The sequence below is a fragment of the Gordonia sesuvii genome, from assembly GCF_036350415.1.
GTDB classification, from domain to species: Bacteria; Actinomycetota; Actinomycetes; order Mycobacteriales; family Mycobacteriaceae; genus Gordonia; species Gordonia sesuvii.
In genome coordinates, this window is record NZ_JAZDUF010000001.1 from 1,175,262 (window position 1) to 1,196,370 (window position 21,109).

The window sequence follows — 21,109 nt, forward strand, 5'->3', positions numbered from 1 at the left end:
TGGCAAAAGCCACTTCGCCCGCAACCGGAACTCTCCCCCCATCGCGTCCCGCGTTCGCGCGGTCGACCTATCCGGATCCTTGCCTCCATATACCCCATGGGGTATGTTCGATCGCGTTCCTGGAATACCCCCATGGGTATATGAGTCCCACACGAATGCGGAGGAAGCATGACGACGACCTCGCAGCCATCAAGAACCGACCACGTCCCGCGATCCGGGCCGCTCGGACGGCTCGGCGGCGCGACTGCAGTCCATCGGCGCTGGGTGTTCGCGGCCTGGGCACTCATCGTGATCGGCCTCGGTGCCGTGGCGCCATCGGTCTTCAACTCCCTCGCCGGCGCCGGATGGCAGGCCAATGGATCCGAGTCCGTCGCCGTACGCGATCTCGCACAGGAGCACTTCGGCGGCAACTCCTCCGCGGCCGTGCAGGTGGTCGTCCACTCCGATGTGCAGTCGATCACCGACACCGGAATGCAGCAAGTCATCGACGAGATCAGCGACATCGCCGCCATCGACGACCGGTTCGGCGCGGTGGTGCCACCGCAGCCCGGCAGCTCCATCAGCCCGGACGGCCACACCGGCATCGTCCTGATCGGCGCAGACGGCACCACCGATGACATGGTGCGCGCCGTCGACGAGCACAAGGACGAACTGACCGCACTGTCCGGCAACGGAATCGAGGTCTACCCCACCGGGGCGTCCGCGCTGTGGAGCGACTTCAACAAGGCCAACCACGACGCGATGATCAAGGCGGAGATGGTGTCCTGGCCGATCACCTTGGCCATCATGGTCATTGCGTTCGGTTCGCTGGTCGCCGCGGGCCTGCCCCTGCTGCTGACCATTGCCGGTCTCGTCGCTTCGGCCGGCGGCCTGGTGCTACTCAACATGGTCACGCCGATTTCGGTGTGGGCCATGAACTTCGCGATGATGTTCGCGCTCGCGCTGGGCATCGACTACGCGCTGTTCGTGGTCTCGCGGTTCCGAGCGGCATTGGCCGCCCGCAAGGATCCGATCGCGGCGACCATCGAGACGATGGACACCGCCGGCAAGGCGGTCTTGTTGTCCGGCCTGACGGTTCTGGTGAGCCTGTCGGCGGTCCTCCTTGTGCCCGCGCCTGCGGTCCGGACCATGGCGGTGGGCATCATGTTGGCGGTCACCTTCGTCCTGGCCGCCACGATGACCCTGCTACCCGCCGTTCTCGGCGCACTCGGAACCCGCGTCAACGCGGTCTCCCTGCCCTGGGCCAAGCGTCAGCACCATCGTTCGCCGATCTTCGCCAGGTGGGGCGAGTTGCTGCACCGCCATCCGTGGCCGTTCGCTGTCGGCGCGTTGGTCGTTCTCATCGCACTCGCGTTGCCTGTCATCGGCCTCAAGGTCGCGATGCCGTCGATCAGCGTGGTGCCCGACGACGCCCCGGTACGCCAGGGCTACGCCGTGGTGCAGGAATCGATGGGCCCGGGAGCGCCCGGCGCACTGCAGATCGTCGTGCCGGATGGGCAGGCCACACAGGCAGCCGAAGTCGCGGCATCGACACCCGGCGTGTCGATGGTCACGCCGCCCCAGCCGGCCGTCGACGAGTCGGGTCTCGCGATGCTGCAGGCCGTTCCTGCTGTGGACCCGTCCGATCCGACGATGAACGCCATCGTCGAGGATCTACGGACCTCATTGCCGGCGAATGCGCTGGTCGGCGGCGCTCCGGCGGAGAACATCGACCTCCAGCAGGCACTGAACGACTGGTTCCCGATCATTGTCGCGGTGATTCTCACGCTGGGGTTCCTGCTGCTGCTCATCGCGTTGCAGGCTCCGGTGATCGCCCTGCTAGGCACCGTGGTGAGCCTGCTGTCGACCGCAGCCGCATTCGGCGTCGCGCGGCTGATCTTCCAGGAGGGCTGGGGCGCAGGGCTGCTCGGATTCGAGCCACAGGGGTTCCTGAACGGGTGGGGTCCGGTGTTCTTCTTCGCCATGATCTTCGCGATCGCGATGGATTACACCGTCTTCCTCCTGGCCACCGCCAAGGAACACTACGAACGCTCCGGAGACCCGAAGGTGGCTCATGTGGACGGGCTGGCCCACTCGGGTCGGGTGATCTTCGCCGCCGCGGCGGTCATGGTCGCCGTGTTCTTCACCTTCGCTCTCGCAGATCCGTTGCCGCCGAAGGAGATGGGCATCATCCTGGGCGTGGCGGTGCTGCTCGACGCCACGCTGGTCCGCCTCGTCTTGCTCCCGGTACTGCTGCGCATCACCGGCCATGGGGCGTGGTGGAGCCCCGCATGGCTTCGGCGCCTCCTACCGAAGGTCTCGTTCGGCCACTGACCTCCACCGCACATACCCCAAGGGGTATATGATCGTGGGTGGCAACCGAACAGAGAGAAGGCACCTCATGGTAGGCGACGAAGAAGCGATCACCGTGGTACTCAACCGATTGCGTCGAGCACACGGCCAGTTGGCGGGAGTGATCTCGATGATCGAGCAGGGGCGCGACTGCAAGGACGTCGTCACCCAGCTCGCCGCGGTCTCGCGGGCCCTCGACCGCGCCGGATTCAAGATCGTCGCGACCGGGTTGCGCCAGTGTCTGACCGGTGAGGACGCCGACAACATGGAACCGATGACCGAGGAGCAGCTCGAGAAACTGTTTCTCGCTCTCGCATGACCCCTATCGAAAGGACGAGCAATGCATCTCGGATACACCACGACTCTGCAGACCACCTTCGACGATGCCGTCGCACGTACGCGTGAGGCGTTGTCCGATCAAGGATTCGGCGTGCTGACCGAGATCGACGTCAAGGCAACGCTGAAGACCAAGTTGGACGAGGACATGGAGAACTACCTGATCCTCGGCGCCTGTAATCCGCCGCTGGCCCACCGCGCGCTCGGCATCGACCGCCAGATCGGCCTCCTCCTGCCCTGCAACGTGGTCGTCCGGGACGACACCGAAAACTCCGGCACGGTGATCGTGGAAGCGATGAATCCCGACATCATGGTCGAGGTGACCGACGCCCCGGGATTGCCCGATGTGGCCGCCGACGCCGCGTCGAAGCTCAAGGCCGCCATCGCCGCCCTGCAGTCGACGGTTTCGCAGTAGACATCCCCGACCCGAGGTCGCCTCGAAGCCCCGGGATGGCAATGCCAGATAACTGAGATGACACAAATTTGTGTTATCTCAGTTATTACTGCATACTCTGTTCATGCCTTCGGATGAGCAGCTCACCTTCGCCGACCACATGGCCCGCTACTACGCGACCCGTTTCAGCTTTCCGCCGATGGTCGGTCGGCTCATCGGCTATCTGACGGTGTGCGACCCGCCGAACCCCACCATCGGCGAACTCGCCGATGCCCTGCTCGCCAGCCGCTCCGCGATCGCGGGCGCGATCAACTCCGTCGAGAACCTCGGCATCCTCAAGCGGTCCCGCACGGCGGGTGAACGCATGGATCGCGTCCGCGTCGACCTGTCGTCGGCACGGGCGCTCGGCTTCGACACCAGTGAGTACGACGAACTCGCCGACCTCGCACGAGAAGGCCTCGCCGTGCTGAAAGACGCTCCGCCCGAACGCCGCGCCACCCTCGAAGAGGTGCTCGCGCTCGCGGAGTTCCTCGTCGACCGCATCCCCGTCATGTACGAGGAGTGGAAGAAACACCGGGCATCTCTGATCGCCTCGGGCGAACTGACCGACCCGGCCGCCGCAGCACCCGACGACAACGAGGTGAACCGATGACCACCACCCACTCCGGCAACTCCATCGCGGTGCGTGGACTGCGAAAGACCTACGGGGACAAAGTGGTCCTCGACGGACTCGACCTGACGATCGCTGCGGGCGAGGTCTTCGCACTCCTCGGGCCCAACGGGTCCGGCAAGACGACCACGGTGAACATCCTCTCGACGTTGCTTCCCGCCGACGCGGGGACCGTCGAGGTCGGCGGGCACGACCTCGCCGACGACGCGGACGGCATCCGCTCGGTGATCGGCGTGACCGGGCAGTTCGCCGCCCTCGACGACCTGCTCACCGGGCGGGAGAACCTGCGGCTCATGGCCGATCTACGCCACCTCGGCCGCGCCGCCGGAGCCGCTCGGGTCGACGATCTGCTGGCGCAGTTCGGTCTCACCGACGCCGCCGACAAGCCGGTGTCGACTTACTCCGGCGGCATGAAACGGCGACTCGACCTGGCGATGACGCTGGTGTCCACGCCCGATGTCATCTTCCTCGACGAACCCACGACGGGTCTCGACCCGCGCAGCCGCCGAGACCTCTGGGAGACCATCGCCGGTCTGGCGCACAGCGGGGTGACGATCCTGCTGACCACTCAGTACCTGGAGGAAGCCGACCAGTTGGCCGACCGGATCGCCGTCCTCGACGCCGGGCGAATCGTCGCGGAGGGCACCGCGGGTGACCTCAAGAAGCTCGTCCATGGCGCCGCGGTGCGGCTGGTCTTCACCGACGACACCGACTTCGACCGCGCGGCCGCGACATTCCCTGACGCAGTGGCACATGCGGCCGGCCGACGGGTCGACGTACCCACCGACGACACCGTTCGCACCCTCCGGGAAGCGTTGAGCCGCATCGAATCCGAGAATCTGGAACTCGCCGATGTGTCGATTCACACCCCCACTCTCGACGACGTGTTCTTCGCCCTGACCGGACACCGGCCGGCATCCGAAGGACCCGGCACCGAGGCCGTCGACCAACCGGTGGCCGTCGATCAGACCACCACACACTCCGAAGGGGTCCCGCGATGACCACCCTCACCCACACCGCCGCCGACTCGGCCACCATGCTGCGTCGCAGCCTGCGACGCATCATCCGCTACCCGTCGATGACGGTGCTGCTGGTCGGCATGCCGATCGTCTTCCTACTGCTGTTCGTGTTCGTGTTCGGCGGCCAATTGGGCGCGGACATGACGAGCGCCTCGGGCAACACCGGCCGTGCGGCCTACCTCGACTACGTCGTCCCCGGTGTGTTGCTGATGACGATCGCCGCCGCCGTCCAGGGCACGTCGATCACCGTGGCGATGGACATGACGTCGGGCATCATCGCCCGGTTCCGCACCATGCCGATCAGTCGGTCGTCGGTGCTGACCGGCCACGTCCTGGGCAGTCTGATCCAGACGATCGCCAGCATAGCGATCGTGTTGGCCGTCGCCGTCGCGCTTGGATTCCGGCCCTCGGCGACCCCGATCGAATGGCTCGCCGCGTTCGGGTTGGTCGTCCTGTTCTCCGTCGCGCTGATCTGGCTCGCGGTGTATCTGGGACTGTCGGCGAAGACCGTCGAGACCGCGAGCAACACCCCGATGTTGCTGACCCTGCTGCCGTTCCTGGGCAGTGGTTTCGTCCCCGTCGACACCCTGCCGCCGGGGTTGAAGCAGTTCGCCGAATACCAGCCGTTCACACCGGTGACCGAAACCCTGCGCGGTCTCCTCAGCGACACACCGATCGGAACCGGAACGGTCGTGGCCGCCCTGGCCTGGAGCGTCGGGATCGCCGTCGTGTCCTATGCCGCGGCCCTGCGCACGTACTCGCGGCGCCGCGTCGCCTGACCCGGCCCGACGCGGACGCTCATCGCCAGTACGCTGTGGAGGCAATGACCTCCGAACGGACGCCCGAACGCGGCACGGCGATCACGAGCACGACAACTGGCCCGACCGGGCATCGTCCCGGTCGGGCCAGTCGCCGTTCCGTCCTCGTCGGCGGGTTCGGAGCCGCCATGGCGGCCGGTCTGGCCGCATGCTCCACCGAGGAGCCGACCACCGTCGAACCGCGCAATCTCGAGACCCCCGCGGCCGACGACGTTCTCCCCCAGGAGGCCAGCCCACCCGAGATCCCCACGGAGGGTCCGCAGCTGGTCACCGGAAGTTTCACGTCGGCGAAGATGGGTGGCCGGTCCACCCGCTGGGCGGTCGCGCGTCCGGTCGGGGTCTCGGGTCGGCTCCCGGTCGTCGTGGTGCTGCACGCCCTGAACACGAACGAGCAGTCGATCTTCTCGTCGAAGCTGCAGATGCAGAACGTGCTCCAACGCTACGTCGATGCCGGTGGCGCGCCGTTCGCACTCGCTGCCGCCGACGCCGGCCGCAACTACTTCCATGCACGCACCGACGGCACCGACGGCGGCGCGATGGTTCTCGACGAGTTCCTACCGATGCTCGAGTCGAATCCGGACCTGAACCTGTCGACCGAACGCATCGGTCTGTTCGGCTGGTCGATGGGTGGGTACGGGGCACTGCGTCTCGGGTCTCTGCTGGGTGCCCCCAAGGTGTCTGCCGTGGCGGTGAGTTCGCCTGCGCTGTGGGCGGATCCGCGCAACTTCCCGCCGCGGGCGTTCGACTCGCTGGAGGACTACCGGGCGAACTCGCTGTTCGGTCGGCAGGACGCCTTCACCAAGATCCCGCTGCTCATCTGCATCGGGTCGTCGGACCAGTTCTTCACCTACACCCGCCAGTGGGCCGCGGGCCTGCACCCACCCGCCGCGTTCGGGACGTCTGCCGGCGGGCACACGAACCGGTACTGGCGCAGCGTGTTGCCCGATCAGGTGGAGTTCCTCGGCCGGAATCTGGCCCGCTGACCCACACCGACTGACGTCCGGGCTGGTCAGAGGCTGATGCGGCCCTCGAGAGCGGCTTTGCCGATGTCGGTACGGTAGTGCGAGCCCGGCAGCTTGATCTCCGCGATGCGGTCGTAGGCCTGGGCGCGCGCCTCGGCGAGGTCGGCACCCGTGCCGACGACGGCGAGCACCCGGCCGCCGGCAGAGACCACCGACCCGTCGTCGCGTGCCGTGCCGGCGTGCAGGACGCCTTCGCCGTCGGCGCCCGTGATGACGTCGCCGGTGCGCGGTTTGCCCGGGTAGTTCTCCGCGGCGACGACGACCGTGACGGCCGCACCGTCGGCCCATTCGAGCGGCGGAAGACTGTCGAGGGTGCCGGTGGCGGTCGCGTTGAGCGCCTGTCCCAGAGGGGATTTCAGCAATGCCAGCACGGCCTGTGTCTCCGGGTCGCCGAATCGGCAGTTGAACTCGACCACGGCGGGACCGTCTTTGCCGATCGCGAGGCCGGCGTAGAGCAGGCCGGAGAACGGCGTGCCCCGGCGCGCCATCTCGGCGGCGACGGGCTTGACCACGTCGTCGACGATCTGCCGGGTCACCTCGTCGGGCAGCCACGGCAGGGGCGTGTAGGCGCCCATGCCGCCAGTGTTGGGTCCGGCGTCGTTGTCGCCGACGCGTTTGTGGTCCTGTGCAGGGATCAGCGGGACGACGTTCTCGCCGTCGACCAGTGAGAACAGCGACACCTCGGGGCCGTCGAGGAAGCTCTCCAGCAGCACCGGGTGTCCGTTCTCGAGCAGCTCGGCGGCGTGGTCGCGGGCGGCGAGCCGGTCGTCGGTCACCACCACGCCCTTGCCGGCGGCAAGACCGTCGTCCTTGACCACCCAGGTCGGCCCGAACCGGTCGAGTGCGGCGTCGAGTTTGGCGGGGTTGTCGACGATCTCGCTGTGGGCGGTGCGCACCCCGGCCGCGGACATCACGTCCTTGGCGAAGGCCTTCGATCCCTCGATGCGGGCGGCCTCGGCACCGGGGCCGAAGGTGGCGAAACCGGCTGTGCGCAGCGCGTCGGCCACCCCGGCGACCAGCGGAACCTCGGGGCCGATGACCACCAGGTCGGCCTCGACACGCTTGGCCAGCGCGACGACGGCGTCGGGCGAGACGATGTCGACCGGATGGTTGGTCGCGATGGCCGACGTACCAGCATTTCCCGGACCGGCGTGGAGTTCGGTGACCGAGGGGTCGTTCGACAGTCCGATGAGCAGGGCATGTTCGCGGCCGCCCGAGCCGATCACGAGTACGCGCACGATCCCGACTCTAGTTCACCCGCGTTCGTCCGCCCGATATGTGCTCCTCCCCCGGACGTTTCCGAAGGGGCTACGCATATCGGGCGGACGAACCCTGGCCAGACGTCAGCCGGTGGGTGCCGTGAGGTCGTAGACCGTGGTGCTGCCGACGGTGGTCGCGGTGAAGTTGTCGGCGACCCACGCGGCGATCTGCGCCGACGGTTGCGAATCGTCCGAGTTGCCGAATCCGCGACCGCCGCCGAGGAAGTAGTGGATCTTCTTCTCCGACACCAGTTTCTGGAACTGCTCCAGGGTGGGCGAGGGATCGGTGCCGTTGAAGCCGCCGATCGGCATCACCGATTCTCCCGATTCGAGCTGGTAGCCCGACGCCTCGTTGGAACCGACCGCCGCGGCCGCCCAGACGTAGTCATCGGCGTCGGATTGCAGCATCGCGACGAGTTCGTCACTGGGCTGCGAGCCCCTCAGCAGACCGCCCGGCCCACCTGCTCCCGCTGCCGCGTCCATCCGGCCAGGTCCGCCTCCGCCCGGCATGCCCGCACCGCCGGGGCCGGTCATCGGGCCTCCGCCGCCGAACGCGGTGCCTGCGACGCCGGGTCCGGTGGCCTGCGTCCCGTCGGAGAAGGGAGGCGGACCTCCCCGCATCCCTCCGGCTCGCGGGCCGCCGCCCGGACCGCCGCCGCCGGGACCGAATTCGCCCTCGACTCTCGGGCCGGCGCTGATGATCGACCCCTGTTTGGGGGTCGCGATCGTGTCGACGGTGTACGCGATCGGTCCGGCCAGACCGGCGACCAGGGCCGCGACCACGGCCACCGCCGACAGATAGGCCCGGTGGGCGACCAGCATCACGGCGCCGCCGACGATTCCCATGGCGAGCACCGTCCATCGCAGCCATGGCACGAAGTCCGGTGACCGGTTCAGCAGTACGAAAGCCCAGATCGCGGCGATCCAGACAGCTGTGGCGAGCACGATCCGTACCCACAGTCGCTCGCGCTGTGACCAGCACACAGTCGCGCCACCGGCGACCACCGCCGCGACGGCAGGCGCCAACGCGGCCGTGTAGTAGCTGTGGAAGATGCCGGCCATGAAGCTGAAGACCGCCATCGTGACGAGAAGCCACAGTCCCCACACCACCAGGTAGGCGCGCCGCGGATCGGTTCGGCGGGCCTTGCCGATCAGCACGAGCGCCGCGATGGTCAGCACGATCCCGGTCGGGATGAGCCAGGCGATCTGGCCGCCCTGCGCGGGCTCGAACATTCGCAGCCAGCCGGTGTCGCCCCACATGCCACCGCCACCACCGCCATCGCCGGGCGCGCCGTATCCGCCACCGGGCACGACACTTCCGGTCTCGTTGCCGTTCAGTCGGCCCAGGCCGTTGTATCCCAGGGTGAGTTCGAGGATCGAGTTGTTCTGGGACCCGCCGATCCACGGCCGCGCCGACGCCGGCCACAGTTCGACAGCGAGAATCCACCAACCCGCACTGACGATCATCGCGCCCAGCGCAGCGAGCAGATGTCCGATGCGTCTGACCCAGTTGTGTTGCCCGAAAGCGAGATACGTGACGGCCAGCGGCGGGACGATCAGCATGACCTGAAGCTGTTTGGTGAGGAATCCGAATCCGACGAACACGCCGGTCAGGATCATCCAGCGGAGCCGCCCGTCGTCGATCGCCTTGAGCGTCGCCCAGACCGCCGCGATCATCAGCAGGATCAGCAGCGCCTCGGGGTTGTTGAAGCGGAACATCATTGCCGCCACCGGCGTGACGGCGAGCACAAACCCGGCCAGGATGCCCGGCCAGTGCCCGAAGTACTTCCGGGTGATCAGGTACAGCAGCGCCACCGACGCAACCCCCATCAGCACCTCGGGAACGAGGATGGACCAGGAGTTGAGTCCGAAGATCCGGACCGACAGGCTCGGAATCCACAGCGAAGCAGGCGGTTTGTCGACGGTGATGGAGTTCGCCATGTCCGACGACCCGAAGAACCAGGCCGTCCACGACTCCGAGCCAGCCTGGATCGCGGCGGAGTAGAACGAGTTGGCCCAGCCGTTGGCCGACAGATTCCAGAGGTATGCGATCGCAGTGCCCAGCAGCAGTGCTGCCACCGAGAATGGTTGCCAGAGTCCGGCTTTCCGCTCGTGCTCAGGGATCTCCGGTTCGGCGGGCACCGCAGATGTCGTATCGATGACGGTCATTCGGCGCCTCCTTCGACCGCAGCATGCGGCGCGCCGGTCGCGTGGGTGCGAAACACCCAGCGGAGACCGACGAACCGGGTGATGGTCGCAACGAGATTCGCGACCACGAGCACCGCGAGTTCCACGTGTTTCGACGCCCCGGGGGCGACGCCGTGCAACACGATCAACGATCCCGCCGTGACCGCCCAACCGAACGCGAACACGCCCAGCCCGAAGAAGTGGTGACGCAGCATGCCGTCGCGCCCGGATACGCCGAAACTGAAGCGCCGGTTTGCCGCCGTGTTGAGCACGGCCGTGATGGCGAGGGCGACGAAGTTGGAGACCTGGGCGCCGAGGAAGGCGTGCAGCAGCAGGTAGAGAATCGCGTAGGCGGCGGTCGAGGCGACACCGATGACACAGAAGCGCGCGAGTTGACCGATCAGGCCGTGTGGGACACCGTCGATCTCGGGGCCGGGACCGCGGTCACGGCCGACGGCCGCACGCAGCTCGGCGATCGGCAGCCGGCCGGTGGTCAGTGCGTATCCGACACGGGCGCAGCCCTTCAGGTCCGCGATGGCGGTGGCGACGATGTCGACGGTGCTGTCGGGGTCGTCGACCCAGTCGACGGGCACCTCGGCGATGCGCAGCCCGATGCGTTCGGCCAGCACGAGCAGTTCGGTGTCGAAGAACCAGCCGGTGTCCTCGACATAGGGCAGCACCCGGCGGGCGACGTCGGTACGCATCGCCTTGAAACCGCACTGTGCGTCGGAGAACTTCGCCCGCATCGTCGTCTTGAGGATCAGGTTGTACGAACGCGAGATGAGCTCTCGTTTCGGTCCGCGGACCACACGGGAGGAGCGCGACAGGCGGGTGCCGATGGCCACGTCGGAGTGCCCGGAGATCAGCGGAGCGATGAGCGGCATCAGCGCGTTCAGGTCGGTCGACAGGTCGACGTCGCAATACGCGACGATCTGCGCGTCGCTGGCCTGCCACACCGCGTTGAGTGCGCGACCGCGGCCCTTCTGTTCCAGATGGGCGACCCGCACGCCGTCGATCTCGCCGGCGAGCTGCGTGGCGATTGCCAGTGTCGAGTCGGTGCTGGCATTGTCGGCGACGGTGATGCGGGCCGGGTAGGGCACGGTGGCGCGCAGATGATCCGCAAGTCGTCGCACCGATCCGGCGAGGTCGGACTCTTCGTTGTAGACCGGGACGACGATGTCGAGGACGGGTGCGGGTGGCGAGCTGTCGGCGACGATCTCCACCCGCTCTCCCACCGTCGGGAGGATGTCTGGCTCTGCTGTCATGGGTACGAGAATCGGACGCGCAGCTTCGCCTACTCTGCGTCGACGCTGTCAGCTTCCTGTGAACGAATCGGCTCGCTGTCCACAGCCTCGACGGTCGGCCTGAGTGTGTCGGTTCGAGCAGATAGGTTGGCGTCATGTCTCCCGCAGCAGCGACCCTGGCCCCCGATCAGCAAGCGGCCGCCGACCGGGTGATCGAGAGTCTGGCCGGTTCCGGGGCGCGCCTTCGCGACGACCAGCTCACCGCGGTGTCGGCCTTGGTCGAGCCCGCGGCCCGGGTGCTGGTGGTGCAGGCCACCGGGTGGGGAAAGTCGGCGGTTTATTGGTCGGCGACCGCGATCCTGCGTTCATCCGGCGCCGGGAGCGAAGGGAGCGGGCCGAATCAGCACCATTCGGGTCCGACGTTGATCGTGTCGCCGTTGCTGTCGTTGATGCGCGACCAGGTGGCCGCAGCCGAACGTGCGGGGTTGCGGGCAGCGACGCTGAACTCGTCGAATTTCGACGACTGGTCGGTGATCGAGGCGCAATTGCACGCCGGAGATCTCGACGTGCTGTTGGTGTCGCCGGAGCGACTCGCCAACCCGGGGTTCGGCCGCCGGGTGCTCGACGCGCTGTCCGGCCGACTGGGTTTGCTGGTGATCGACGAGGCGCACGCCATCTCCGACTGGGGACACGACTTCCGCCCCGACTACCGGCGCGTCTCCGATGTGCTGCAGACACTCAATCCACAGACGCCGGTGCTGGCCACCACCGCGACGGCCAATGCCCGGGTCACCGACGACGTCGCGGCCCAACTGGGTGGTCAGACCCTGGTGCTGCGCGGCCCGCTGGCCCGTAAGTCGTTGCATCTGAACGTGATCGACGACCTGTCACCGATCGAGCGGTACGGGTGGGTGGCTCGGTACCTGCCGGACCTGCCCGGATCCGGAATCGTATATGTACTCACCGTGGCCGACGCCGATCGGCTCGTCGCCGCCATCGCGGCTGTGCACGGCGACGACGTCCCGGTGGCCGCCTACACCGGGCAGCTCGACGCAGCACGCCGCCACGAGCTCGAGGACGCACTGTTACGCAACGAGGTGAAGGCACTCGTGGCGACGTCGGCGCTCGGGATGGGTTACGACAAACCCGATCTCGGCTTCGTGGTGCACGTCGGTTCGCCTCCGTCGCCGGTCTCCTACTATCAGCAGGTAGGGCGTGCAGGGCGCGCGCTCGACGACGCCGTGGTGATGTTGTTGGCGTCCCGTACCGACGACGCCATCTGGGACTATTTCGCCACCGCGACCATCCCCGACCCGGACAAGATGACGGCCCTCCTCGCGGCACTCGACGAGGCGGACGGGCCTATGTCGGTGCCACAACTCGAGGCTTCCACCGGATTTCGCAGGGGCCGTGTCGAATTGATGCTCAAGCAGCTGTCGGTGGATGGGGCCACCGACCGCGGACCGGACGGGTGGACAGCGACCGGGACACCGTGGAAGTACGACCAGGAGCACTACGACGGCGTGATCGGCGTGCGCCGGCGTGAAGCCGACATCATGCGCGACTACGTGGCGGGGCGGCAGTGTCTGATGCAGTTGCTGACATCGTCGCTCGACGACCCGGAGGCACAACCGTGCGGCCGATGTTCGGTGTGTCGTGGACAACTGACCGAACCGTTGTCGGCGGAGGTTCCGGCTGAGATCGTGCGTACGATCACCGGCGCCCTGCGTCGGTCGGCCGTGCTGCTCGAACCCCGCAAGATGTGGCCCGGTGGTTCGTTCGGCACCCGCGGCCGCATTCCGGCGGGCCTGGCCGCGGAGACCGGGCGGGTCCTCGCCCACGCTGACGCACCCGAGTGGGCCGACCTGTTGGCAGGCGCGCGCCGCGGCGACGAGCAGGCAGTTGCCGACCTCGGCGACGCGGCGGTCGCCACCCTGAGTGCGTGGGTGCGCGAGACGGGTGCGCGTCCCGATGTCATCGCCGCGTTGCGGTTGACCGGAACGGCGGTGGCCGAGAAGGTCGCCGAGCATCTCTGTCGGGTCGGCCGTCGGCCCGGTCTCACGGTCCCGGTGCGGATGGGCGATCCGCCCGGTCGTGACGCGACCGGCGCCACCGAGGCCGCCTACTGGCGTGACCATCTGGGCGAGATGCCCGATGTCGCGGGACAGAACGTGCTGCTCGTCGTGGACGAGACGTCGTCGGGCTGGCCGATCACCGTTGCCGCCGCCGCGCTGCGTGAGGCCGGCGCCGCCGCGGTGTCCCCGCTGCTCATTCATCGGTCGGTATGACGCGGCACCCGCGTCTCGAACGGTCTCGAGCGGCCCTTCGGGACGACCCTCCGCAAGCTCCGGGTCTCCTCAGGGACCGGGGGGAGGCGAGCGTCACGAAGGGGGTCGCATCGTCTCAGGCGTCGGCGACGTACTCTCCGTAGCCGGTTCCGCGGAGCGCGGCGCGAATCCTCTCCGCGGCGTCGTCGAGGGCGGCCGGATCGGGGTCCTTCTGCGCATTGCCCAGGTCGAAGTCGTCCATGCTGGCCAGCGGGAACACATGAATGTGTACATGCGGCACCTCGAGCCCGGCGATCATCGTGCCGATGCGGTCTGCCCCGAAGGCCTCCTTGACCGCTCGGCCCACACGCTGGGAAACATCAGCGAGGTGGGTGTAGGTCGCGGTGTCCATCTGCTCCCAGTGATCGACCTCTTTGCGTGGGACGACCAGCACATGGCCCGGGGTGACCGGGTTGATGGTGAGGAAGGCTACGGCCTGGCCGTCCTTCCACACGAAGCGGCCCGGGAGTTCTCCGTTGATGATCTTGGTGAAGACGGAAGCCATGGGCATCACTGTAGCCGCGGGGTCGGGTGCGCCCGCCGTGTTGTCCCCTCGTCGTGTTGTCACCGTCCTGTCAGAGGTCCATGACATTCTTTTCCGTGTGAGTCGACCAGAGTTCACCCGTCGTGCGCCGGCGCGGGTCCACAGTGTGGCATCGTCGGAGGTCGTCGAATCGGCGCAGCGCTTCCCGCGGCTGCGCTACATGGGCTCGAAGTATCGGCTCCTGCCTCACCTCGAACGCACTTTCGCCGAGATCGGCGGAACCACCGCGGTCGACGCGTTCTCCGGCTCGGGGGTCGTGTCGTATCTGTTGAAAGCACAGGGCTTTCAAGTCCTGAGCAACGATTTCCTGACGTTCCCCCACATCATCACCCGCGCGACGGTCGCCAACTCGAGCGTGCGACTGGAGCCGGAGCTGATCGAGGAAATCTGCGGTCCGCCCGCCGACGACCGCGACTTCATCCGCTCCACGTTCGACGGCCTCTACTTCGATGCCGAGGATCGCGCGTTTCTCGACTCGGCGTGGTCGCACATCGACCAGTTGCGCGGCTACCGTCGGGACCTCGCGATCTCGGCCCTGGTGCTGTCGGCGGCCCGTAAACAGCCGCGCGGCGTCTTCACCTTCACCGATTCCTCACGGTATGCCGACGGCCGCCGTGACCTGCGGATGTCATTGCGCGATCATTTCCGCACGCGGTCGGCGGCCGAGTACAACGCAACCGTGTTCAGCAACGGACGGTCGAGTCGCAGTGTCAGCGGCGACATCTTCGACCTCGACCTCGCCGCGTTGGACGGCCCGCCGGACCTCGTCTACCTCGATCCTCCTTATGCGCCGCCAACCGACGACAACGACTACATCAAGCGGTATCACTTCCTCGAAGGTCTCAGCGCGTACTGGCGCGGCATGACGATCATGGAGCACACCAAGACCAAGAAGCTCACCAAGCGGTACACGCCGTTCGCGTACAAGCACTCGATCGACGACGCGCTCCTCCGTACATTCGAGCACTTCGAGAACGCGGGCGCGATCGTCTTGTCCTATTCGTCGAACGCGCTGCCGGGCGCCGACCGGATCATCGACCTGCTGGGTAAGGTCAAGCCGTCCGTGGAGGTGATCGCGATCGACCACAAGTACAGCTTCGGCACCCACGTCGCCGCCACCCGGCGCGACGTGAGTGAGTACCTCTTCATCGGGCGCGATTGAGCCGGAGGGTGTTTCGTTGTCGGCGGGAGGTCGTGGGGTCTCGATACGCACGCTCGTTCCTCGCGGGCTACTCGACCAGCGGAAAGGGTGTCGCGGGGTCTCGATACGCACGCTCGTACCTCGCGGGCTACTCGACCAACGGAAAGGGTGTCGCGGGCTACTCGACCAACGGGAAGGGTGTCGCGGGCGATGAGTGACGCCGGGGACTTCGACGATTACCTGAAGACGTTGGGCCGCCTCACCTCTCATGTCGATCCGACGGCGTCGACACCGGAGGCGGAGCGGATCGTGGCGGCCACCGGCACCCTCGGGGAGCTGCTCGACACCGACATCGCGGGCCTCGCCGCGTGGGTGCGCGATCATCCGGGCGATGTACCGGTACTGGGGCTGGCAGTCGGGTTGTCGCAGGAGAAGCTGAAGAATGTTCTGCGAGATCGGTTCGGCACTACCGGGTGGCACGGTGTGGCCCGTAGTCAGCCGGTCGATCTGGTGACCTGGCTCGACACCGAGTTCGACCTGGTGCGGATGCTGCGAACCCAGCTCGCCCGCACGTTCACCTTCGCCGACATCCTCGTCGCGCGCGCCGGCAGCCGGGTCACCGCGACGCGTGCGGGGGCGTCGGGCCGACGCATCGAGGACGAGATCGAGTCCATCGCACAGGATCTGGGCCTCGACTACGTGACACGCTCCCGTTTCACCGGACGCAACGGACGCACCGCGCCCGCCGACCTGATCATCGGCGACCCCGAGACCGCCGACATCGTCGTCGCGGCAAAGGGATTCGATTCGACCGGCAGCAAACTCACCGACGCGGTACGCGAGATCGAGGAGATGGCCGAGGTCCGGCTGCCCAAACAGCTCGTCCTCGCGGTGATCGACGGAATCGGCTGGAAGTCACGGCAGTCCGATCTCCGTCGAATCCATCAGCTCTGGGCGGACCGACAGATCGACGGCATGTACACACTGGTCAGCCTGGACCGATTCCGTGACGACGTGCGCGAATTCGCCACGCTGCGCCGGCTGATCTGATCGGGCCCGATCACTCCCCGTACAGCCGTGCGATGTCGGGAGAGTCGAGCCAGCCCGAGTAGGTGGGCGTCCGCGGCCAGCCGTCCGGCGAATCCTGCCACTCCTCCCGCCTGCCGTAGGGCAGCAGGTCCATCAGCGAGAATGTGTACGACAGTTGCTCGGTTCCGCGCCCGTTGGTGTGCCAGGTGCGGTACACGCTGTCGCCGTCGCGGAGGAAGACGTTGACGGCGAAGCCTTCTCCGGGCGCGGCATCGACATCGGCACCGAACGAACTCTCCGACGACGAATACCACTCCATCTTGTTGCCGACCCTCGCCCTGTAGGCCAGCGCCTCCTCGATGGGCCCGTTGGTCACGATGACGAACCGCGCGTCGTAGTTGTCGAGGAAGTCGAGCCGGGTGAACTGCATGGTCAGACTCGTGCAGCCGCCGCATTGGAACTCGGCGCCGTCGGTCCACATGTGGTTGTAGACGATCAGCTGCGACTTCCCGGCGAAGATGTCGGCCAGCCGGATCGGTCCGTCGGCGCCGATCAGCGTGTAGTCCGGCATCTCGACCATGGGCAGGCGTCGCCGCTGTGCGGCGATGGCGTCGAGTTCTCGCGTCGCCGCCTTCTCCCGGACTCGGAGATCGGCCAGGGCATCCCGCCAGGTCTGGGCGTCGACGACGGGTGGCGTGTGTGCAGACATGGTTCTACTCCTCTCGCTCCTACGAGTATCGACCGCGCCCGCCGCCGGAATTCATCGTTTCACTCGACCCGCCGCGGCAGTCGGACCCAGAAAGTCGCCCCCTCACCCGGTGTCGAGTCCACCCCGACCGTCCCGCCGTGCGCATCCACCAATGCGGCAACGATGGACAGGCCGAGTCCACTGCCGCCGCCGCGGTCGCCCCGCTGCCGCGATGAGTCGCCGCGGTAGAACCGTTCGAACACATGGGCGGCCTCATCCTCGGTGAGGCCCTGTCCGGTGTCGGTGACGGTCACGACGACATCGTCACGGCCGGGGGTGCGGTCGATCTCGATGCCGACGGTGATCGACGCGTCGGCCGGCGTGTGCGCGATGGCGTTGTTGATCAGGTTGCGCACCACCTGCAGCAACCGCGGGGCATCGCCGGTCACCATCGGCGGTTCGTCGGAGTCACCCACATGGAGCCGGATGTCGCGCTGCGGGGCGGCCACCGCGGCCCCCTGCACCGCGTCGGCGGCGACGCCCAGCACGTCCACGGGCTGCTCCTCGATCGGCCGGTGGGCGTCGAGGCGCGCGAGAACCAGCAGATCTTCGACGAGGACATTCATCCGGCCGGCCTCGGTGTCGATACGGCCCATCGCGTCGGAGGCGTCTGGGACACCGCCCTGTTTGTACAGTTCGGCGAAGCCCTTGATCGACGTCAGCGGTGTACGGAGTTCATGACTCGCGTCGGCGATGAATCGGCGCATCTTCTCCTCGGATGCGCGCGCCTGTTCCTCCGACGACCGTGCCTGCCGCTCCGAGGCCGCCGTCCGCGCGAACGCGCGCTGGATCTGACCGAGCATGGTGTTCAGCGACGCGGCGAGACTGCCCACCTCGGTGTTCTCCGGCGACGGCGGCACCCGCATGGTGAGGTTGCCGGCCGCGATCGCATGTGCGGTCTCCTCCACCCGCCGCAGGGGCCGAAGACTGGATCGGACCAGCAGATAGCTGAGCACGCCGAGCGCCAGGACGACCAGCGCTCCGATGCCGAGCTGGAGCCACATCAGCCGGGAGAGTGTGTCGTGCACGTCGGTCAGGGGGGTCGCGACGACCGACACACCGAACGGGCTCTCGTCCTTGATCGCGCGCCATTGCGGGCCGTCGCCGCCTTCGGAATCGATCGTCGACGGTCCGACGTCCCCGGCGGGCAGGTCGTCGAGGTCGGGTTGATGGGAGAAGTCGTTGCTGACGATCGTGTCGCCGTCGGCGGTGACGATCATCGAGTAGTACTGCGACGGTGGGCGACGAGGCCCCAGAGGCGGTCCGGGAAGCTGGCTGACGGGCTCCCGGGGTTTCGCCCAGGTCTCCACCGCCGACGTCAGGCCCTCGTCGGTGCGGGAGATGAGGTCCTGCTTCATCGCGGAGGTGACCGCGACGCCGGATGCGAACAGTCCGAGAGCCGCCAGCACCAGCGTCAGCCCGACCAGCGACAGCCGCAGCGGCACACCCCGTCTGCCATTTCTTCCGGTCGGCGGGCCTGCCCGATCGCCGGTCGGCGCGACCGCCGAGGTGGTGGTCACCCGCGAGGCTCCCGCATCACGTACCCGACGCCGCGCAGCGTGTGGATCAACCGCTTGTCCCCGGTGTCCAGCTTGCGGCGCAGGTAGGAGACATAGGACTCGACGACGTTGACCTCGCCGCCGAAGTCGTAGTTCCACACGTGGTCGAGGATGCGCGGCTTCGACAGCACCGTTCCGGCGTTCACCATGAAGTAGCGCAGCAAGGTGAACTCGGTCGGCGAGAGGGCCACCAGTTCCCCGGCCTTCCACACCTCGTGGGTCTCGTCGTCGAGTTCGATGTCGGCGAAGGTGATGCGCGCCGACTCCGCGCCCTGCTCGTCGAATCCGCCGCGTCGCAGCAGCACCTGCAGACGAGCGACGACCTCCTCGAGGGAGAACGGCTTGGTCACGTAGTCGTCGCCGCCGATGGTCAGGCCGTTGATCTTGTCCTCCACCGAGTCACGCGCGGAGAGGAACAGCGCCGGCGCCTCGATCCCGTCGGCCCGGAGTCGTCGCAGTAGGCCGAACCCGTCCATGCCGGGCATCATCACGTCGAGGATGAGCGCCGCCGGTTTGAAGGTGCGGCACCGGTCCAGGGCCGCAGGGCCGTTGGCCGCGGTCGCGACGTCGTACCCCTGGAATTTGAGCGACACCGACAACAACTCGCGGATGTTCTCCTCGTCGTCGACGACGAGGACCTTGGCGCCGCGCCCGCCTGCCGAAGTCCCAGCTGCCGAGATGTCGGATTCGCTCATGTCACCACCTTCTCCGACCAGGCTGCCACGGAACTGCATGATTGCTGGGAGCTTGCTGTGAATGCTCACCTGCGGCGATGTCGGAGTGCTCAGCGCTTCATGAACGGTGCGGGGTATCCCGCCGTCACACGGGTCTCGCCCAGCCATTCGGCAAGTTCGTCGGCTCTGGCAGTGAGGGCCCGGCCGGCCGCCCGGGACACCTTCTCGAAGGTCTGCACCTCGATCCGCCCGCCGTCGACCTGACGCCAGCCGCCGACGATGCGTCCGCCCCACCACGCGGTCTGCCCGCCGTTGCCGTTGCTGTCGAAGATCTGCGCGGCGTGATCACCGAGGTAGAAGCCGCGTTCCTTCCATCCCATGGTGGCCGGATCCAGTTCCGGCAGCAGCGCCGCCTGCGGATCCACGTCGTCGTCGGATGCGGTCTGCGGCACGTCGTCGGCGAGAACGTAGCCGACAGACCCGCCGTCGAGATCGACCTCGACGACGTCGAGGTCGGCGAGCGCTGCGCGCACGGCCCGTTTTGTGGAGCCCAGCCACCAGACGATGTCGGTCTCGGTGCCGGGCCCGAACGTCCGGAGCCATCGGCGGATCAGCGCGCGGTGCCCGTCGGCGACGGAGACCTCGGGTAGTGGATGCCCGAGCCACGACTGCATCGACACCCACGACGGCCGCGACAGTGTCCACCGTCCACTGTTCGGGCCGCGCACGATCTCGCCGGCCGCGCTCATCATGTTCAGCACCCGCGGACCCATCGCCGTGCGACCGCCCCACGACTTGCCCTCGCCGAACACGATGTGACCGTCCAGGGCGGGGTTGCGGGCGCGCAGTTCGGTCGACGTCCGGGCGGTGCCGTCGGCGAGATCGGCGAGGACGGCGGCGCGAGCAGCGTCGATCCAGCCCTCCGGATCATCGAAGTCGGGGCTGCGGCGCAGATCGCGCAGCATGTTGGTCCGCTCGGATGCGGTGACGCGTGGCCCGACCGCGCCGATCGCCTCGGCGAGCGTGTCGTGCCCGAACACGAACAGGGTGCGACGCATGGCGAGCTGCTTGACGAGAGTGCGATCCGTGTAGAGGGCGTCGTCCATCGCGTCCGGCGCGAAGCCCTCGACCCGTGCCCACGCCGACAGGTACACGGTCGACGCCGTCGTGGCGTGGAGGCCGACGACGGCGTCGGCGGCCGCCGTCACCGTCGTTGCACGACTGTCGACGGCCAGCAGGTGTCGGCGCTGCAGCCGGCGGCGTCGGGTCTCGTCGTCGATCGTGGGCCGCGCGGCCATCACGCGGGCGGGGCGGCGATCGCCTCGATCTCCACGAGTTGGTCGTCGTAGGCGAGCACGGTCACGCCGAGCATCATGGCCGGCGGAACGGGATCGCCGAACTCGGCGACGACCGCCTCCCATGCGACGACCAGATCGGCCTGGAGATTCTCGGCGACATAGATGGTGAGTTTGACGATGTCGGCCATCGATGCGTTCTGCTCGGCGAGGACGGTCCGAAGGTTCGCGAGGCAGGTGCGGGTCTGACCGACCACGTCGCCGGTCGGTTCCACCGACCCCGCGGCGTCGAGGGGGCTGATGCCGGCGGTGAACAGCAGTGGCCCCGGAGACACCGACGCGCTGTAGGCGAACCCCGCGGCCGGAAGTGCGGACGAGCCGTTCAAGTGGACGCGTGCCATGCCGCGATCCTAACCGGGAAGGTTGGCTGCAGCCGTTGCGCGACCCGCACCCCCGAACAAGCGGCGTCCGTCGCGCCACCGCGCATCGTGCAACGGCTGCAGCCACGCGCT

19 protein-coding genes are annotated in these 21,109 nt (G+C 67.7%); 10 read left to right on the top strand and 9 right to left on the bottom strand.

Annotated features, from left to right (window positions below):
• Nucleotides 1-168: 168 nt before the first annotated feature.
• The 7 genes from VZC37_RS05435 (at nt 169) to VZC37_RS05465 (ending at nt 6,551) form a co-directional block, all read left to right on the top strand.
• Nucleotides 169-2,313, top strand: coding sequence for an MMPL family transporter (locus tag VZC37_RS05435; protein ID WP_330431380.1), 2,145 nt, complete (start codon nt 169-171; stop codon nt 2,311-2,313).
• Between the two features lie 67 nt (nt 2,314-2,380).
• Nucleotides 2,381-2,650, top strand: coding sequence for a metal-sensitive transcriptional regulator (locus VZC37_RS05440; RefSeq protein ID WP_330431381.1), 270 nt, complete (start codon nt 2,381-2,383; stop codon nt 2,648-2,650).
• Nucleotides 2,651-2,671: 21 nt separating this feature from the next.
• On the top strand, nt 2,672-3,082 hold the full coding sequence (locus tag VZC37_RS05445) for a DUF302 domain-containing protein (protein WP_330431382.1): 411 nt from the start codon (nt 2,672-2,674) through the stop codon (nt 3,080-3,082).
• A 103-nt stretch (nt 3,083-3,185) separates the two neighbouring features.
• Nucleotides 3,186-3,713: a GbsR/MarR family transcriptional regulator gene (locus VZC37_RS05450; RefSeq protein ID WP_330431383.1), complete on the top strand. Its 528-nt coding sequence runs from the start codon at nt 3,186-3,188 to the stop codon at nt 3,711-3,713.
• Entirely contained in the window at nt 3,710-4,732 is a 1,023-nt protein-coding gene (locus VZC37_RS05455) for an ATP-binding cassette domain-containing protein (protein WP_330431384.1), read from the top strand. Before VZC37_RS05450 ends, VZC37_RS05455 begins: the two co-directional genes overlap by 4 nt.
• On the top strand, nt 4,729-5,529 hold the full coding sequence (locus VZC37_RS05460) for an ABC transporter permease (RefSeq protein WP_330431385.1): 801 nt from the start codon (nt 4,729-4,731) through the stop codon (nt 5,527-5,529). Before VZC37_RS05455 ends, VZC37_RS05460 begins: the two co-directional genes overlap by 4 nt.
• A 44-nt stretch (nt 5,530-5,573) precedes the next feature.
• Entirely contained in the window at nt 5,574-6,551 is a 978-nt protein-coding gene (locus VZC37_RS05465; RefSeq protein WP_330431386.1) for an alpha/beta hydrolase, read from the top strand.
• Nucleotides 6,552-6,577: 26 nt separating this feature from the next.
• Here the strand turns inward: VZC37_RS05465 and purD are convergent, their stop codons facing one another.
• The 3 genes from purD to VZC37_RS05480 all read right to left on the bottom strand — a co-directional run bounded on the left by purD (nt 6,578) and on the right by VZC37_RS05480 (nt 11,301).
• Complete coding sequence (gene purD, locus VZC37_RS05470) at nt 6,578-7,828, bottom strand: phosphoribosylamine--glycine ligase (RefSeq protein WP_330431387.1); 1,251 nt, start codon at nt 7,826-7,828, stop codon at nt 6,578-6,580.
• Between the two features lie 105 nt (nt 7,829-7,933).
• Nucleotides 7,934-10,018: an ArnT family glycosyltransferase gene (locus VZC37_RS05475; protein ID WP_330431388.1), complete on the bottom strand. Its 2,085-nt coding sequence runs from the start codon at nt 10,016-10,018 to the stop codon at nt 7,934-7,936.
• Nucleotides 10,015-11,301, bottom strand: a complete 1,287-nt coding sequence (locus VZC37_RS05480) for a bifunctional glycosyltransferase family 2/GtrA family protein (protein WP_330431389.1) — start codon at nt 11,299-11,301, stop codon at nt 10,015-10,017. The genes VZC37_RS05475 and VZC37_RS05480 overlap by 4 nt, the downstream gene beginning before the upstream one ends.
• Before the next feature lie 134 nt (nt 11,302-11,435).
• On the opposite strand from VZC37_RS05480, the gene VZC37_RS05485 reads away from it, so the two are divergent.
• Nucleotides 11,436-13,568 (top strand): RecQ family ATP-dependent DNA helicase, encoded by a 2,133-nt coding sequence (locus VZC37_RS05485; RefSeq protein WP_330431390.1) that lies wholly within the window; start codon nt 11,436-11,438, stop codon nt 13,566-13,568.
• Nucleotides 13,569-13,683: 115 nt separating this feature from the next.
• Here VZC37_RS05485 and VZC37_RS05490 read toward each other — a convergent pair whose 3' ends face one another.
• A complete protein-coding gene (locus tag VZC37_RS05490) occupies nt 13,684-14,112 on the bottom strand; it encodes an HIT family protein (RefSeq protein WP_330431391.1) in 429 nt (142 codons plus the stop codon).
• A 97-nt stretch (nt 14,113-14,209) separates the two neighbouring features.
• Here VZC37_RS05490 and VZC37_RS05495 point away from each other — a divergent pair, with 97 nt between their 5' ends.
• Together VZC37_RS05495 and VZC37_RS05500 are read left to right on the top strand one after the other, a co-directional pair.
• Nucleotides 14,210-15,313 (top strand): DNA adenine methylase, encoded by a 1,104-nt coding sequence (locus tag VZC37_RS05495; protein ID WP_431309322.1) that lies wholly within the window; start codon nt 14,210-14,212, stop codon nt 15,311-15,313.
• Between the two features lie 189 nt (nt 15,314-15,502).
• Nucleotides 15,503-16,342 carry a hypothetical protein gene (locus VZC37_RS05500; protein WP_330431392.1) on the top strand — a complete coding sequence of 280 codons (840 nt, stop codon included), beginning with the start codon at nt 15,503-15,505 and terminating at the stop codon, nt 16,340-16,342.
• Between the two features lie 10 nt (nt 16,343-16,352).
• Here VZC37_RS05500 and VZC37_RS05505 read toward each other — a convergent pair whose 3' ends face one another.
• From VZC37_RS05505 to VZC37_RS05525, 5 genes are all read right to left on the bottom strand, one after another.
• Nucleotides 16,353-17,030 (bottom strand): DUF899 domain-containing protein, encoded by a 678-nt coding sequence (locus tag VZC37_RS05505; RefSeq protein WP_330431393.1) that lies wholly within the window; start codon nt 17,028-17,030, stop codon nt 16,353-16,355.
• A gap of 59 nt (nt 17,031-17,089) precedes the next feature.
• Complete coding sequence (locus VZC37_RS05510; RefSeq protein ID WP_431309323.1) at nt 17,090-18,589, bottom strand: sensor histidine kinase; 1,500 nt, start codon at nt 18,587-18,589, stop codon at nt 17,090-17,092.
• Nucleotides 18,586-19,323 carry a response regulator transcription factor gene (locus VZC37_RS05515; protein WP_330431395.1) on the bottom strand — a complete coding sequence of 246 codons (738 nt, stop codon included), beginning with the start codon at nt 19,321-19,323 and terminating at the stop codon, nt 18,586-18,588. The genes VZC37_RS05510 and VZC37_RS05515 overlap by 4 nt, the downstream gene beginning before the upstream one ends.
• Nucleotides 19,324-19,412: 89 nt before the next feature.
• Entirely contained in the window at nt 19,413-20,600 is a 1,188-nt protein-coding gene (locus VZC37_RS05520) for a winged helix DNA-binding domain-containing protein (protein ID WP_330431396.1), read from the bottom strand.
• On the bottom strand, nt 20,600-20,998 hold the full coding sequence (locus tag VZC37_RS05525; RefSeq protein WP_330431397.1) for a RidA family protein: 399 nt from the start codon (nt 20,996-20,998) through the stop codon (nt 20,600-20,602). The genes VZC37_RS05520 and VZC37_RS05525 overlap by 1 nt, the downstream gene beginning before the upstream one ends.
• Between the last annotated feature and the right edge of the window lie 111 nt (nt 20,999-21,109).

Excerpts from the sequence above, each read along its gene's own strand:
- VZC37_RS05435 (WP_330431380.1), top strand. The coding sequence starts at position 169 with ATGACGACGACCTCGCAGCCATCAAGAACCGACCACGTCCCGCGATCC.
- VZC37_RS05440 (WP_330431381.1), top strand. The coding sequence starts at position 2,381 with ATGGTAGGCGACGAAGAAGCGATCACCGTGGTACTCAACCGATTGCGT.
- VZC37_RS05445 (WP_330431382.1), top strand. The coding sequence starts at position 2,672 with ATGCATCTCGGATACACCACGACTCTGCAGACCACCTTCGACGATGCC.
- VZC37_RS05450 (WP_330431383.1), top strand. The coding sequence starts at position 3,186 with ATGCCTTCGGATGAGCAGCTCACCTTCGCCGACCACATGGCCCGCTAC.
- VZC37_RS05455 (WP_330431384.1), top strand. The coding sequence starts at position 3,710 with ATGACCACCACCCACTCCGGCAACTCCATCGCGGTGCGTGGACTGCGA.
- VZC37_RS05460 (WP_330431385.1), top strand. The coding sequence starts at position 4,729 with ATGACCACCCTCACCCACACCGCCGCCGACTCGGCCACCATGCTGCGT.
- VZC37_RS05465 (WP_330431386.1), top strand. The coding sequence starts at position 5,574 with ATGACCTCCGAACGGACGCCCGAACGCGGCACGGCGATCACGAGCACG.
- VZC37_RS05475 (WP_330431388.1), bottom strand. The coding sequence starts at position 10,018 with ATGACCGTCATCGATACGACATCTGCGGTGCCCGCCGAACCGGAGATC.
- VZC37_RS05480 (WP_330431389.1), bottom strand. The coding sequence starts at position 11,301 with ATGACAGCAGAGCCAGACATCCTCCCGACGGTGGGAGAGCGGGTGGAG.
- VZC37_RS05485 (WP_330431390.1), top strand. The coding sequence starts at position 11,436 with ATGTCTCCCGCAGCAGCGACCCTGGCCCCCGATCAGCAAGCGGCCGCC.
- VZC37_RS05490 (WP_330431391.1), bottom strand. The coding sequence starts at position 14,112 with ATGGCTTCCGTCTTCACCAAGATCATCAACGGAGAACTCCCGGGCCGC.
- VZC37_RS05500 (WP_330431392.1), top strand. The coding sequence starts at position 15,503 with ATGAGTGACGCCGGGGACTTCGACGATTACCTGAAGACGTTGGGCCGC.
- VZC37_RS05505 (WP_330431393.1), bottom strand. The coding sequence starts at position 17,030 with ATGTCTGCACACACGCCACCCGTCGTCGACGCCCAGACCTGGCGGGAT.
- VZC37_RS05515 (WP_330431395.1), bottom strand. The coding sequence starts at position 19,323 with ATGAGCGAATCCGACATCTCGGCAGCTGGGACTTCGGCAGGCGGGCGC.
- VZC37_RS05520 (WP_330431396.1), bottom strand. The coding sequence starts at position 20,600 with ATGGCCGCGCGGCCCACGATCGACGACGAGACCCGACGCCGCCGGCTG.
- VZC37_RS05525 (WP_330431397.1), bottom strand. The coding sequence starts at position 20,998 with ATGGCACGCGTCCACTTGAACGGCTCGTCCGCACTTCCGGCCGCGGGG.